The sequence below is a fragment of the Marinifilum sp. N1E240 genome (assembly GCF_009295825.1).
Taxonomy (GTDB): domain Bacteria; phylum Bacteroidota; class Bacteroidia; order Bacteroidales; family Marinifilaceae; genus Marinifilum_A; species Marinifilum_A sediminis.
In genome coordinates this window covers 373,463-387,845 of sequence record NZ_WHKF01000001.1, presented here as the reverse complement: position 1 = coordinate 387,845, position 14,383 = coordinate 373,463, and the positions used below count along the sequence as shown (strand labels likewise).

At 35.3% G+C, this 14,383-nt stretch carries 14 protein-coding genes; all 14 read left to right on the top strand.

Annotated elements, in window-relative coordinates:
* Window positions 1–3: 3 nt before the first annotated feature.
* A complete protein-coding gene (gene ccoN, locus GCQ56_RS01620) occupies window positions 4–2,133 on the top strand; it encodes a cytochrome-c oxidase, cbb3-type subunit I (RefSeq protein WP_152732647.1) in 2,130 nt (709 codons plus the stop codon).
* A 73-nt stretch (window positions 2,134–2,206) separates the two neighbouring features.
* Complete coding sequence (locus tag GCQ56_RS01615; protein WP_152732646.1) at window positions 2,207–2,407, top strand: CcoQ/FixQ family Cbb3-type cytochrome c oxidase assembly chaperone; 201 nt, start codon at window positions 2,207–2,209, stop codon at window positions 2,405–2,407.
* A 22-nt stretch (window positions 2,408–2,429) separates the two neighbouring features.
* Entirely contained in the window at window positions 2,430–2,996 is a 567-nt protein-coding gene (locus tag GCQ56_RS01610; protein ID WP_152732645.1) for a cbb3-type cytochrome c oxidase N-terminal domain-containing protein, read from the top strand.
* Window positions 2,997–3,069: 73 nt separating this feature from the next.
* Window positions 3,070–4,467, top strand: coding sequence for a cytochrome c oxidase accessory protein CcoG (gene ccoG / locus GCQ56_RS01605; protein WP_152732644.1), 1,398 nt, complete (start codon window positions 3,070–3,072; stop codon window positions 4,465–4,467).
* A gap of 11 nt (window positions 4,468–4,478) precedes the next feature.
* Window positions 4,479–4,925: a FixH family protein gene (locus tag GCQ56_RS01600; RefSeq protein ID WP_152732643.1), complete on the top strand. Its 447-nt coding sequence runs from the start codon at window positions 4,479–4,481 to the stop codon at window positions 4,923–4,925.
* 23 nt (window positions 4,926–4,948) lie between these two features.
* Window positions 4,949–5,347, top strand: a complete 399-nt coding sequence (locus tag GCQ56_RS01595; protein ID WP_227005964.1) for a GxxExxY protein — start codon at window positions 4,949–4,951, stop codon at window positions 5,345–5,347.
* A 59-nt stretch (window positions 5,348–5,406) separates the two neighbouring features.
* A complete protein-coding gene (locus tag GCQ56_RS01590) occupies window positions 5,407–6,135 on the top strand; it encodes a sulfite exporter TauE/SafE family protein (RefSeq protein WP_152732642.1) in 729 nt (242 codons plus the stop codon).
* Window positions 6,136–6,137: 2 nt separating this feature from the next.
* Entirely contained in the window at window positions 6,138–6,518 is a 381-nt protein-coding gene (locus tag GCQ56_RS01585; RefSeq protein WP_152732641.1) for a DUF1801 domain-containing protein, read from the top strand.
* Between the two features lie 84 nt (window positions 6,519–6,602).
* Window positions 6,603–7,508, top strand: a complete 906-nt coding sequence (locus GCQ56_RS01580; protein ID WP_152732640.1) for a DMT family transporter — start codon at window positions 6,603–6,605, stop codon at window positions 7,506–7,508.
* Window positions 7,505–8,011 carry a YkgJ family cysteine cluster protein gene (locus tag GCQ56_RS01575; protein ID WP_152732639.1) on the top strand — a complete coding sequence of 169 codons (507 nt, stop codon included), beginning with the start codon at window positions 7,505–7,507 and terminating at the stop codon, window positions 8,009–8,011. The genes GCQ56_RS01580 and GCQ56_RS01575 overlap by 4 nt, the downstream gene beginning before the upstream one ends.
* 54 nt (window positions 8,012–8,065) lie before the next feature.
* Window positions 8,066–9,097: a type IX secretion system protein PorQ gene (porQ, locus tag GCQ56_RS01570; RefSeq protein WP_152732638.1), complete on the top strand. Its 1,032-nt coding sequence runs from the start codon at window positions 8,066–8,068 to the stop codon at window positions 9,095–9,097.
* A gap of 147 nt (window positions 9,098–9,244) precedes the next feature.
* Window positions 9,245–9,940: a (d)CMP kinase gene (gene cmk / locus GCQ56_RS01565; protein ID WP_152732637.1), complete on the top strand. Its 696-nt coding sequence runs from the start codon at window positions 9,245–9,247 to the stop codon at window positions 9,938–9,940.
* Window positions 9,940–11,787, top strand: coding sequence for a 6-phosphofructokinase (pfkA, locus tag GCQ56_RS20605; protein ID WP_152732636.1), 1,848 nt, complete (start codon window positions 9,940–9,942; stop codon window positions 11,785–11,787). Before cmk ends, pfkA begins: the two co-directional genes overlap by 1 nt.
* 103 nt (window positions 11,788–11,890) lie before the next feature.
* Window positions 11,891–14,365: a primosomal protein N' gene (gene priA / locus GCQ56_RS01555; RefSeq protein WP_152732635.1), complete on the top strand. Its 2,475-nt coding sequence runs from the start codon at window positions 11,891–11,893 to the stop codon at window positions 14,363–14,365.
* The last annotated feature ends 18 nt before the right edge of the window (window positions 14,366–14,383 follow it).

Here is a 14,383-nt window from a genome sequence, read left to right as displayed (position 1 = left end):
TTAATGGAAACACAACACTTTTCGTACGACAACAAAATCGTGAAGTTTTTCGCCTACGCAACCATAATTTGGGGTGTAGTTGGAATGTTGGTAGGGCTTTTAGCTGCTCTGCAATTGGCATTCCCGATTTTTAATTTCAATTTGGCTTATACCTCATTTGGTAGAATTCGCCCAATTCATACCAATGCAGTAATTTTTGCATTTGTAGGAAATGGAATATTCACAGCTGTTTACTATTCGCTTCAGCGTTTGCTTAAAGCCAGGATGTTTAGCGACAAATTAAGCTGGATCCATTTCTGGGGTTGGCAAGCAATTATTGTTTCTGCTGCAGTAACCTTTGTTTTAGGTATCACAACCAGTAAAGAATACGCTGAATTAGAATGGCCAATTGACATAGCCATAACAATAATTTGGGTTGTTTTTGGTTGGAACATGTTCGGTACTATTCTTAAGCGAAGAGCTGATCATTTGTATGTTGCCATTTGGTTCTATATTGCAACCTTTGTAACAGTTGCTGTTCTTCATATCGGTAACTCTATTGCATTACCATACAGCTGGATTCAGTCTTATCCTGTGTACGCAGGTGTTCAGGATGCCTTGGTACAATGGTGGTACGGACACAATGCGGTAGCGTTTTTCTTGACCACTCCTTATTTAGGATTGATGTATTACTTTTTACCAAAAGCCGCTAATCGTCCGGTATATTCTTACCGATTATCAATCATACACTTTTGGGCACTAGTATTCCTATATATTTGGGCTGGTCCTCATCACTTACTTTATACTTCTTTACCTGATTGGGCTCAATCATTAGGTGTTGTATTCTCGATTATGCTACTTGCTCCATCATGGGGAGGAATGTTCAACGGATTATTAACACTTCGTGGAGCCTGGGATAAAGTGCGTGACAGTGCAACCTTAAAATTTATGGTTGTTGCAGTAACCTGCTATGGTATGTCAACATTCGAGGGACCAATGATGTCGCTTAAATGGGTAAACTCTTTAACTCACTATACCGACTGGACAATTGCTCACGTACACATTGGTGCAATGGGATGGAATGGATTCCTAACTTTTGGTATGCTTTACTATCTATTCCCAAAAATGTGGAATACAAAATTGTACTCAGAAAAATTAGCCAATGCTCACTTCTGGATTGGAACCTTAGGTATGATTTTCTATGCTCTTCCTTTGTACTGGGGAGCAGTAGTTCAAACTTTAATGTGGAAAGAATTTACTCCTGACGGATTATTAGCTTATCCTAACTTCTTAGAGACAATTACTCAGATTTTACCAATGTATCATGCTAGAGTATTTGGTGGACTTCTTTATTTCTCTGGATTATTCTTAATGGTTTATAACCTGTTGAAAACAGCTTCATCGGGGAAATGCGTGGATAACGAAGAAGCTTCGGCTCCTGCAATTGTTACCGATACAAAACGTAGCAAGAGCGAAGGTTTACACCGTTGGTTAGAAAGAAAACCAATTCAGTTTATGATTTTAGCTACTGTAGCAATCTTAATTGGTGGTGCATTCGAAATTGTTCCTACTTATCTGATTAAATCAAATATTCCTACAATCGAAAGCGTGAAACCATATACTCCACTTGAATTGCAAGGTAGAGATATTTACATCCGTGAAGGTTGTAATACTTGTCACTCACAAATGGTTCGTCCTTTCCGTTCTGAAACTGAACGATATGGAGAGTATTCAAAAGCTGGTGAGTCGGTTTACAATCATCCACACTTATGGGGATCGAAACGTACCGGACCAGATTTGGCTCGATCGGGTGTTCCTGGAGGTAAAATGTACAAAACAAATGTTTGGCATTTTAACCATATGCTCGATCCACAAAAAATGAATGCTCAATCTATTATGCCAGCTTATCCATGGCTTATAAAAGATGAATTGGACACATCTGAAACTGCAGCTAAAATAAGAGCAATGATGACCTTAGGAGTTCCATATCCGGAAGGATACGATCAAATTGCTAACGATGACTTGAAGAAACAAGCAGAAGAAATTGCTGCTGATTTGAAAAAATCGGGTGTTGAGGTAGCAAGCGATAAAGAAATTTTAGCTCTGATTGCCTACTTACAACGTTTAGGTAGAGACATTTCAGTACAAGAATAGACATGATAGTAGATGTGAGAATTGATTCAAAAGCTTATTTCAATTCTCATATCTTATCTAAAATCTAGAAAATATGAAATTAGTTAGTCATTATTTACAAAGCATATCAGATGTTGGATTTTTTCCAAGCATCTCTTTGCTCATCTTCTTTTTATTTTTTGCCGGAATGTTATGGTGGGTTTTCAAAAAAAGCAACAAAACATTCTTTACTGAAATGGAAAGTTATGCTCTTGACGATGATGGAACAAATTCATCTTCGGAAGCAATAGAATAAAAATGCCCTAAATCACGATAAAATGGAGAAAAAAGATAAATTCCTTGAAGAACACGAACACCTAATCAGCGACCATGATTATGATGGCATCAAAGAATTAAATAATCCAATGCCAACCTGGTGGCGTTACCTTTTTTATGCTACTATAGTATTCTCTGCTGTATACATGTTTCGCTACCATGTTTTTGGCGATGATCTTCAAATCGATGAATACAACAAAGAAATGGCATTAGCTGAAGCAAATAAACCAAAACCTAAATTTGATGAAAATGCTTTGGTTTTAATGACTGATGCCGACAATCTGGAAAAAGGGAAAACCATTTACGATAAAAACTGTATTGCTTGCCATGGAGCATTAGGAGAAGGAAATGCAATTGGACCAAACCTAACAGATAAATATTGGCTAAACGGTGGTAGTCTTGAAGATGTTTACCAAATTATAAAAGTAGGTAAACCTTTAAAAGGCATGTTGGCATGGCAAAATCAATTGTCACCTGAACAGATGTTACAAGTTTCTAGTTACACTATGAGTCTTGTAGGGACTAACCCTCCTAATGCAAGAGAAGCTCAAGGAGAATTAGAAGAATAATATTTTTAGAGAGTCATCAGACAAAATTCTGTGTGACTCTTTTTTATTTGCACAAACAAAGACAAAACAAACAATGGCTCCTAAAAATCCATATACTGGATATCGCGATCAACTAGCAACACTAAATGAAAGTGGAAAAAGAAATTGGGTATACGCTCAAAAACCCAAAGGAAAACTATATAACTACCGAAATATAGTAAGTTATACCTTGTTGTTTTTACTTTTTACCATTCCATTTGTAAAGTTGAATGGAGAGCCCTTTTTGTTATTTAATATTTTAGAGAGAAAATTCATTCTATTTGGCGTTCAATTCTGGCCACAAGATTTTCATCTCTTTCTCTATTCCATGATTACTCTTTTTGTGTTCGTGGTACTTTTTACTGTAAGTTATGGACGTATTTGGTGTGGATGGACTTGTCCACAAACTGTTTTTCTGGAATTTATATTTCGAAAAATCGAATACCTAATTGAAGGAAATCCTAGTCAACAAAGGAAATTGGATGCCCAGTCGATGAATTTCAGTAAGTTCTGGAAAAAGACATTGAAGCTTGGACTTTTTTACGCCATTTGCTTTTCCATTACAAATGCTTTTCTCTCCTACATTATAGGTGTTGATCAGTTAATTGAAATAATAAAAGCTCCTATCTCCGATCATAGAGTTGGTTTTACTATGGCTGTATTATTTTCAGGAGTAATGTTCTTTGTTTTTACGAAACTACGAGAACAAGTTTGTACCATGATTTGTCCTTATGGTAGATTGCAAGGTGTTCTTCTGGATTCCAATTCCATTGTTGTAGCTTACGACTACAAACGTGGAGAAGAAAGAGCTCCACTTGAAGCTGGTGAAGATAGAGAAGAAGATGGCAAAGGAGATTGTATTGATTGCTATCAATGTGTTGATGTTTGTCCGACAGGAATTGATGTTCGTGATGGTACTCAATTGGAATGTATCAACTGCACTGCCTGTATTGACGAGTGTAACTCGGTAATGGATTGGATAGGAAAACCAAAGGGTTTAATTCGATTCGATTCTGAAAAAAACATTGCCGAAGGCAGAAAGCAAAAATGGCCTGCTCGAAAAATTGCATATACCGCTGTTCTATGTGTTTTATTAGGAGTTGTAGCAACATTATTTACTTTAAGAACCGACTTAGAAGCTATCATATTAAGAACTCCTGGTTTAATGTATCAGCAACAAGAGAATGGTATTAGTAATATGTATAGCTTTAAAATTGTAAATAAAACCAACTTCGACACACCAATCTATTTTAAAATCATGAATCATGATGGAGAAATTAAGGTGATTGGTGAAGAGTTTAAAGCGGAAGCAAGTTCTATAAAAGAAGGAGTGTTTTTTGCAATTTTACCACAAAAAGAAATTACTAGTGATAATATTCCAATAACTATTGGTGTGTTTGCTGATAAGAATTTAATTGAAGAAGTGGAACTTACCTTTGTAGGTCCAAATTAAGAAATAAGCATATGAAAAAGTTGAGTTGGGGGACAAAACTAGGAATTGGAGCATCGATATATGTTATCGGCGTATTGATATTTGTTGGATTTAGCACCACACAAAAAATCAATTTGGTATCGAAAGATTACTATCCAAAAGAAGTAAAATATCAGGAGCAGATTAATAAAATCAAGAATGCTCAGGAAATGCCAATTGCTATTCAAATAGAACAAGTGGGAAATAATATCGAGGTAAAATTTCCTACTGAAATGCTTACCGGAGTTAAAGGAGATATCATTTTATATCGTCCGGCAGACTACGAATCGGATATGAAATATCAAATTGCATTAAACAATAGTGGTGTTCATACTTTAAGCACAAATGAGCTTCTAAAAGGAAGATATACTGTACAAATCGATTGGAAGCATAAAGGTGTAGCATATTATAAGGAAGAGGCGATTTATTTAAGTAAGTAGTCTAACCACAAAGAACACGAAGTATGGAACAAAGTATCACCAAGAAAATGAGTAGAATTGAAACTACTTACAAAAAGGTTTTAGATTGTGCTTTTAGGGTGCATACAGCTTTAGGTCCTGGTTTGTTAGAAAGTGCATACGAAGAATGTCTATGCTATGAATTATGTCAGGAAGGTTTAAAGGTGGAGAAACAAAAAGCCCTTCCTCTCATATATAAGGAGGTTCGATTAGAAACCGGTTACAGACTTGATCTATTAGTAGAAGATTCTGTTATTGTAGAAATTAAAGCAATTGAAACATTAAAAGAGACTCATTTAGCTCAAATATTAACATACATGAAACTCTCTAAATGTAAGCTTGGCTTATTGGTAAACTTCAACGTTAAATCTCTTAAATATGGTATCAAAAGAGTAATATTATAATACTTTGTGTTCTTTGTGAAATAACTTAGTGCACTTTGTGGTTAAACATTGAAATAAACATGGTTTATATATCAGCATTAACATTAGGACTATTAGGTAGTTTTCACTGCGTAGGAATGTGTGGTCCTATCGCCTTGGCTATTCCATTGAAAACAGATTCGTGGTTAGCAAGAATTTTTGGAGGCGTTTTGTACAATTTAGGCAGAGCCATTACCTATGCTGTAATGGGTGCCGTTTTCGGATTATTGGGTCGTGGATTGGTGATGAGTGGCTTTCAGCAATGGATTTCCGTAATTATGGGAGCGATCATGATTCTTTCGGTAATCACTCCCTCTATCTATAAAAACAGATTCAATGCCGATAAAGGGGTTTTCTCTTTTGTTGGAAAGGTAAAAATGTCGCTCGGAAAGTTATTCGCCAAAAGAAGCTATGGAGCTTTATTAATGATTGGTCTGCTTAACGGATTACTTCCATGTGGATTGGTTTATTTTGCAATTGCCGGTGCTATCGCAACAGGTTCATCAGCTAGTGGTAGTTTGTTCATGTTTATTTTTGGTTTGGGAACACTTCCAATGTTGCTTGCCATTTCCTTAATTGGAAACATGATTACACTTGAACTTCGTAAAAAAATCACCAAATTAATTCCTTATGCAATTGTGTTTATTGGTGTACTCTTTATACTGCGAGGGTTAAGTCTTGGTATTCCTTACCTAAGTCCTCCGGAAAAAGCAATGACCATACCAGTTGAACAAGCTGATGAAGAGCAAAAACCTTCTTGCTGTCATTAAATATGGATAAAGTTGAAGAATACATATACAATTGTGAAGGTGAACAACAAGAAATTTTGTTACAGCTTCACAATTTGCTTTTATCTTTCCCTCATGTAGTAGCCAAGTTCAAATACAAAGTTCCATTTTATTACCGCAAATCCTGGGTTTGTTATTTACTTGCAAATAAAAATGGAACTGTTGAGTTATCCTTTACAAGAGCTAGAGAGCTAGCAGATGATTTCAAAATATTAGACTTTAAAGATCGAAAAATGGTAGCGAGTGTTTCTCTTTCCAAGCCATGCGATATCAACAATAATATTGTTGATATCATTCAGGAAGCACTCATTCTAGATGACACTGTTCCCTACACAAAAAAATGGTTCGGAAAAGATAAGAAATAGGTTATTAACAATCTATTTGTCCTTGGAGTTCAACACTCAAATATTATCCTTAATTTCGCCACGAATTTTTGAAGCTATTCGGCTATGAACAAACAAACTATTTTAGTGTATGCCAGTATTATATTGGCAATGTTATTCTGGAGCTTTTCCTTTGTGTGGGTTAAAATTGTTTATCTGGTATACAATCCCATAACAACTGTATTTGTACGATTGATTATTTCATCGGCATTACTTTTCCTTATCGGAAAAATTATTGGGCGAATCCAACCTATCAGCAAAAAAGATAGAATGCACTTGGTTTTACTGGCTTTTTTCGAACCTTTCCTTTATTTCATGGGTGAAAGTTTTGGCTTAAAATTGGTTTCCTCAACACTTGGAGCGGTAATCATATCCACCATACCACTCTTCGCTCCCATTGCAGCTTACTTTTTCCACAAAGAAAAAATTAGCGCCAAAATAATACTGGGAATTTTAATATCGATAATTGGTGTTGGTGTAATCATCTTCAACAAAGAGTTCAATTTAATTGCCTCTCCTGTTGGTATTGCTCTTATGTTTGTGGCCGTTGGGGCGGCTGTTGGTTATTCAATTGTTCTGAAGAATCTGGCATCAAAATACAATCCTCTTACCTTAATAACCTATCAAAACTTAATTGGAATTGCATTTTTCATGCCTCTTTTTTTTGTGTTCGATTGGAATCATTTTATAAATGCAGAACCAACAACAGAAGTTTGGATTGCCATAATAGAGCTTGCAATATTCGCATCATCTTTGGCATTTATGTGTTTCACTTATGCTTTAAAATATTTAGGGATAAACAAATCCAACATCTTCATTAATGCCATTCCCGTTTTTACTGCTATTTTTGCATACTTTGTGTTAAACGAAACGCTTAGCTTTCAAAAAATGGTAGGCATTTCAATTGTGATTTCAGGTTTGTTTTTATCTCAAGCCAAATTAAAGATGTTTAAAATAGGTGTTAAAAAATGAGCAAAATTAAGATTGATTTAGAGCTGTTGAAGGTGAAGGCTAAAAATACTGAGGCAGATACCAAGGAATTTTTTGCTAAACTAAAAAAGAGGAAGCCAAAGCAATTGGATACTATTGTTCACGCTCTTCACGATGAAGTTTTTGCTGAATTGGATTGTTTGGAATGTGCCAATTGCTGCAAAAGCATCAGCCCTATTATTATAGATAAAGATATCGATCGCTTGGCAAAACATCTTCGAATGAAGCCAAAAGATGTAATCGATCAGTATTTGGAAATGGATAACGAGAACGATTACGTTTTTCGTGAAGCGCCTTGCCCATTCTTAATGCCAGATAATTACTGTATGGTGTACGAAAGTCGCCCTCGTGCTTGTCGTGAATATCCACACACCGACCGTAAGCGTTTTTATCAGATTTTAAATCTTACACAAAAGAACATACATTACTGCCCTGCGGTATACGAAGTAACAGACAGATTAAAAAAGAAAAAAGATCAATTGTAAACTCGTTTTCAAATCGGATTTTTATCTTTATGATTCATAATTTGAACCAATCTAATGAATAAACTCTCAGTTTTACTTTGCCTGATTCTATTTAGCTCTCTTATTTCCCGTGCTCAATCGGGAGGTGAGAATATTTATGAGTTTCTGAATTTGGGAAGTTCGGCAAGAGTTGCAGCATTGGGTGGCTATCAAATTGCATTGGGAAATGTTGAGGCAGATTACGCCTTCTACAATCCTGCAGCACTAAGTTCCGATTTAGATCAACAGGTGGCTTTAAATTACGTGAGTTATATTGCTGATATCAATTATGGATATGCTTCGTACAACAAGTATTTTAAGAATATTGGGACTTTTGCTATAGGAATGCACTACGTAAACTATGGAAAATTTACCGAAGCAGATCAATTGGGCGAAATCACAGGTGATTTTAAAGCTTCGGATTATGCCCTTTTTATAAGTTACGCAAGACAAATTAGCGATAAAATTAGAGTAGGTATAACTCTTAAACCCATTTATTCTTCTCTCGAAAAGTACAATTCCTTTGGCTTGGCTACCGATCTTTCCATCATTTACGATAGTTCCGATAAATTATTCAGAGCAGCACTACTTGCCAGAAATTTTGGATATCAGATAAAACCATATTACGGATCGCATCGAGAAGATTTACCAAATGAAGTTCTTCTTGGCTTCAGTACCAAGTTACAACACGCACCCTTTCGCTTTGCTGTCACTTATCGTCATCTCGAAGAATTTGACATGAGTTACGATTCAGATTTGGATAATACTGACAATACAATTTCCAATTCTTCTTCATCCGATGATTTTGCTGATAAAGCTTCGAAACATTTAATTTTGGGTGTAGAATTTTTACCTACAAAAAATGTCTCCGTTCGACTTGGATATAATTTTCAACGCAGAAAAGAACTCAGCATAGATGATAAAAAATCAACAGTTGGATTTTCATGGGGATTTGGATTTAAGGTTTCACGATTTCATATCAGTTATGCTTCTGCAAAATATCATTTGGCAGGTGCAAGCAATCATTTTTCTATTAGTACTAGACTAAGCAATTTTAATTTTCGATAATTTTTCGTCAAAAAAACCGCAGCGCAATCGTTTACTAAGAAGTACTCACTCAAAACCCCATCATTTTTAAAGCTTTTTCTAACTTTTTGATCGATTTTCTTTTTACTTTTGTACGCAATTGCACAAAAATTTCGAGCAATAAATAGAATGGATATATCTGAAAAGAAACTAATTATAGCAATTGACGGTCATTCGTCATGCGGAAAAAGCACAGTCGCCAAAGATTTGGCAAAAAAAATAAATTACACCTATATTGATAGTGGTGCAATGTACCGCGTTGTAACTTTATTTGCAATGCGCAACAATTTGATTTCTTCCGATGTTGTAGATGAAAACAAATTGGCTCATCATATCGATCAGGTAAGCATTTCGTTTAAATACAACAATGAAAAACAACGTCACGAAACCTATCTTAACGGAGAATTGGTTGAAGATGAAATCAGAAGTCTTGACGTTTCGAACAATGTAAGTTTGATTGCTACAATCAAATTTGTACGTGAGAAAATGGTTGCTTTTCAACGTGAATTGAGCAAAGCTGGTGGAGTAATCATGGACGGTAGAGATATTGGAACTGTAGTTTTCCCTAATGCTGAATTGAAAATTTTCATGACTGCTGATGTAGAAGTAAGAGCCATTCGACGTTTCAAAGAATTGAAAGAAAAAGGAGAAGATGTTTCCTTAGATGCAATTCGTGAAAATGTTCAGAAAAGAGATTACATCGACGAAAATCGTGATGAAAGTCCATTACGCAAAGCCGATGATGCAATAGTTCTTAACAATAGCAATCTTACTCCAGCAGAGCAGTTGGATTGGATTGTAGAAAGAATGAATGAGATTAAATAATGAAGATTGAAATTGATCCAAATGCCGGTTTTTGTTTTGGTGTTGTTAATGCAATAAACAAAGCAGAAGAATCACTTACAAAAGAAGAGCAACTCTATTGTATTGGTGACATTGTTCACAACAGTACCGAGGTTGATCGCCTGCAAAGTTTGGGTTTACAATCAATCGATCATGAAGAATTTAATGCTGTAAAAGCAAAAAAGGTTTTGTTTCGCGCACATGGCGAACCACCTTCATCGTACAAAACAGCAAAGGACAATAAAATTGAAATTATCGATGCTACTTGTCCGGTTGTATTAAATCTTCAAAAAAGAATAAAAAAAGCTTACCGCGAGATAAAAAAATCGAACGGACAAATTGTAATATACGGCAAAAAAGGACATGCCGAAGTAAATGGTCTGGTTGGACAAACCGATGGAAATGCCATAGTGGTTGAAACGTTAAAAGATTTAAAATCAGTTAATCTTGATTTACCAGTAATCTTATTTTCACAAACCACAAAAACCATTGAAGGATTTAAATTGGTTACCGAACAATTAAAAAAAACGGTAAAAGCTTCATTTAAATCGCATGATACAATTTGCCGAAAGGTTGCCAATCGTGTGCCTTTGATTAAAGATTTTGCAACCAAACACGATGTTATGGTGTTTGTAAGTGGTCAGAAGAGTTCAAATGGTAAACTTTTGTTCGATGTTTGTAAAAATGCAAACCCGAATAGTTATTTCATTACCGGTCCTGACGAAATTAAGTCGGAGTGGTTCGATAGAGGTAAATCTGTTGGTGTTAGTGGTGCAACTTCGACTCCAGGATGGTTAATGAATGACGTTGTTGAAAAAATCAAACTTGAAAATAAAATAATTATTAGCATGTCAAGAATTAAAAAAATAGGTGTGCTTACATCAGGGGGCGATGCTCCTGGAATGAATGCAGCAATTCGTGCGGTTGTTCGTACTGCTATCTTCAATAAGTTGGAGGTATTCGGTATCAAACAAGGTTACGAAGGTTTAATCAGTGGTGATTTCAAAAAAATGAAATCTCACGATGTAAGTAATATCATTGGTAAAGGAGGAACTATTCTTTGTTCAGCAAGAAGCGACGAGTTTAGAACCGTAGAAGGGAGACAAAAAGCTTACGATCAAATGGTCGCAAATAAAATGGATGCTTTGGTTGTGATTGGTGGAGATGGTACTTTTTCTGGTGCACGTATCTTTACTCAGGAGCACGATATTCCTGTTGTTGGAATCCCTGGAACTATTGACAACGATTTGTATGGTACTGATTACACAATTGGGTACGATACAGCTATCAATACTGTTATTGATGCAGTTGATAAGATTCGCGATACTGCAAGCGCTCACAACCGTTTATTCTTTATTGAAGTGATGGGACGTGATGCTGGATTTATTGCTCTTCGTAGTGGTATTGCTACCGGTGCTGAGGCTATTATGATTCCTGAAAAAGAAACTCATGCAGCCGAATTGCAAGCTTATCTTGAAAAAGGATACAAAGAACACAAATCGAGTGGTATTGTAATTGTTGCCGAAGGTGATAAATCTGGTGGAGCATATACAATTGCAAAAGAAATCGAGAAAGAACATCCTGAATATGATATTCGAGTATCGATACTAGGGCACATGCAACGTGGTGGTTCTCCGTCTGCTTTCGATCGTGTAACAGCATCTACATTAGGTGTTGCTGCTGTTGAAGCATTGCTTGATGATCAAAAAAGTATAATGGTAGGTATGGTTCACGGTGAAGTATCACATGTTCCTTTTAACAAAACCATTAAAAATAAAAAGAAAGTAAAGGATACTTATCTGTACATCAACGAGATCCTTTCTATCTAATTTTACATTCTGCAACATTCTTGTTCATGATATTTTCTTCTGATTGAGATTCCTTCTTGGGATTTCAGTCAGAACTGATAACTTTGAGGAAAATGCCTCTCTAATGAACAACAATTCAAATTTTGCAGATGTTATACTGCCACTTCCTTTGGCCGGACTTTTCACTTATTCCATTCCGGAAGAGTTAAAAACAGATGTGGCCATTGGAAAAAGGGTAGTTGTTCCTTTGGGCAATAAAAAGCTGTATACAGCAATTGTCAGAAAACTTCACAACAACGAACCTTCCGATTACAAAGTAAAAGATATCCTATCCTGTCTCGACAGTTCTCATGTTATCAATGGCTATCAATTGAAATTTTGGGATTGGATATCGCAATATTATCAGGCAGTTTTAGGTGATGTTTACAAAGCTGCTGTTCCTTCTGGCTTAAAACTTGAGAGCCAAACTAAAATTTCGATTAACTCTGATTTCAATACAGATTCAATCTTAAATAAGACCGAAGAGCAAATTTTAAATGTTTTAACTCATTCGAAAGATGTAAGTATCTCCAGCTTAAATCAAGCTGTTGGATTAAAAAATACTTTACCACAAGTTAAATCACTTCTCGAAAAAGGTGCTGTTTCGATTGATGAACAAATCTCAGCTGGATACAAGGAAAAAAAACAGGAGTTTGTCTGTTTAAATTCGGATTTCCAGGAAGATGAAATGGGTGAAATCCTTAACAAATTAAAACGAGCCAAGAAACAACAGGAATTATTATACTCTTATTTAAATCTATCAAAGCACTTTTTTGAAGAAACCCCACAAAAAGTTAGCGTTCTAGAATTGTTAAAATCGATAGATTGTTCACGTACCATTTTAAAAAGTTTGATAGAAAAGAACATTCTAAAAATCTATTTTGAAAAAGTTGATCGACTTGATCATTCCGAAATATCATCTTCTGAATTAAAAATATTAAACCAATATCAAGAAAAAGCAATTGGTGAAATACGAACTCATTTCGAAAATCAAAATTGTGTTTTATTGCACGGAGTAACTTCAAGCGGAAAAACAGAAATTTACATTCATCTAATTGAAGAGCAAATAAAAAAAGGCAAACAAGTTCTTTATCTTTTACCCGAAATTGCGCTTACTACTCAAATTATTAATCGATTGAAATCGGTTTTCGGAAACAAAGTAGGTGTTTATCATTCTAAATTTAACGATGCTGAACGAGTAGAAATATATAACAACATTCTTGAGAATAATTCTGAAAGATCCTACCAGATAATTCTCGGAGTTCGTTCTTCTATTTTTCTACCATTTAATAATTTAGGACTTATCATTGTAGATGAAGAGCACGAAAATACTTACAAACAATTCGATCCATCACCACGTTATCATGCTCGTGATGCCGCATTATATCTGGCACATCTACACCAAGCAAAAACTCTTTTAGGAACAGCAACTCCCGCCGTTGAAACCTATTTTAACGCACAGAAAGGAAAATATGGATTGGTGGAATTATTTCAACGTCATCAAGATCTTGAAATGCCGGAAATTATCGTTTCGGATATAAAGGAAGCACGTAGAAAAAAACAGATGAAATCCATCTTTTCTCCTGATTTGATTAAAATGATGGAAACCTGTATGGAAAATAAAGAACAGGTAATTTTATTTCAGAATCGACGTGGATATGCACCTTATTTGGAATGTAAATCTTGTGGTTGGGTACCAAATTGTCCCAATTGTTCTGTTAGTCTCACTTACCATCGGCACAACAATCAACTTACTTGTCACTATTGTGGACATGGTACACATCCTCCGGTAAATTGCAATCATTGTGGATCAACCGATATTGAAGATAGAGGTTTTGGTACCGAAAAAATTGAAGAGGAATTATCTGCTTTTTTTCCGGATGCAAGAATTGCCCGAATGGATTTGGATACCACAAGAAAAAAACGTGCCTACGAAAAACTGATTTACCAGTTTGAAAATCATGAATTGGATATTTTGGTAGGAACACAAATGGTTTCAAAAGGCTTGGATTTCGACAATGTTAGTTTGGTAGGTATTCTAAATGCGGATTCAATGATGAATTATCCTGACTTTAGAGCTTATGAACGAAGCTTCCAAATGATGGCACAGGTATCAGGTCGAGCCGGTCGAAAAAAGAAACGTGGAAAAGTCTTAATTCAAACCTACGCACCCGATCATCCTATCATTCAAAGTGTGGTTAAGAACAATTATCAAGAAATGTACTCTTCTCAACTACTGGAAAGACAAGAATATATATATCCGCCCTATTATCGATTAATTAATATAGGTATGAAACACAAACAGCAGCATTTGGTAAATGAAGCTGCTGAATATTTAGCCAAATCATTAAAAAAAATATTTGGAGTGCGTGTTTTTGGTCCTCAGGCACCAGTTATAAATCGTATTCAAAACAATTACATTGTGAACATTTTACTTAAAATTGAAAAGAAGAGTTCTCCTGCAAAAGCAAAATGGATATTGAATCAACAAGCTAATTTTATAAAAGAAATTGACAGATTTAAGGCCATTCAAATTAATTTTGATGTTGATCCTATGTAAGTTGATTCCATATAAATG

What these genes read in the sequence shown, in the direction of transcription:
- ccoG (WP_152732644.1), top strand. Translation starts at nt 3,070, where the DNA reads ATGGCTCCTAAAAATCCATATACTGGATATCGCGATCAACTAGCAACA.
- GCQ56_RS01595 (WP_227005964.1), top strand. Translation starts at nt 4,949, where the DNA reads ATGGAACAAAGTATCACCAAGAAAATGAGTAGAATTGAAACTACTTAC.
- GCQ56_RS01590 (WP_152732642.1), top strand. Translation starts at nt 5,407, where the DNA reads ATGGTTTATATATCAGCATTAACATTAGGACTATTAGGTAGTTTTCAC.
- pfkA (WP_152732636.1), top strand. Translation starts at nt 9,940, where the DNA reads ATGAAGATTGAAATTGATCCAAATGCCGGTTTTTGTTTTGGTGTTGTT.
- GCQ56_RS01615 (WP_152732646.1), top strand. Translation starts at nt 2,207, where the DNA reads ATGAAATTAGTTAGTCATTATTTACAAAGCATATCAGATGTTGGATTT.
- priA (WP_152732635.1), top strand. Translation starts at nt 11,891, where the DNA reads ATGAACAACAATTCAAATTTTGCAGATGTTATACTGCCACTTCCTTTG.
- porQ (WP_152732638.1), top strand. Translation starts at nt 8,066, where the DNA reads ATGAATAAACTCTCAGTTTTACTTTGCCTGATTCTATTTAGCTCTCTT.
- GCQ56_RS01600 (WP_152732643.1), top strand. Translation starts at nt 4,479, where the DNA reads ATGAAAAAGTTGAGTTGGGGGACAAAACTAGGAATTGGAGCATCGATA.
- GCQ56_RS01575 (WP_152732639.1), top strand. Translation starts at nt 7,505, where the DNA reads ATGAGCAAAATTAAGATTGATTTAGAGCTGTTGAAGGTGAAGGCTAAA.
- ccoN (WP_152732647.1), top strand. Translation starts at nt 4, where the DNA reads ATGGAAACACAACACTTTTCGTACGACAACAAAATCGTGAAGTTTTTC.
- cmk (WP_152732637.1), top strand. Translation starts at nt 9,245, where the DNA reads ATGGATATATCTGAAAAGAAACTAATTATAGCAATTGACGGTCATTCG.
- GCQ56_RS01585 (WP_152732641.1), top strand. Translation starts at nt 6,138, where the DNA reads ATGGATAAAGTTGAAGAATACATATACAATTGTGAAGGTGAACAACAA.
- GCQ56_RS01580 (WP_152732640.1), top strand. Translation starts at nt 6,603, where the DNA reads ATGAACAAACAAACTATTTTAGTGTATGCCAGTATTATATTGGCAATG.
- GCQ56_RS01610 (WP_152732645.1), top strand. Translation starts at nt 2,430, where the DNA reads ATGGAGAAAAAAGATAAATTCCTTGAAGAACACGAACACCTAATCAGC.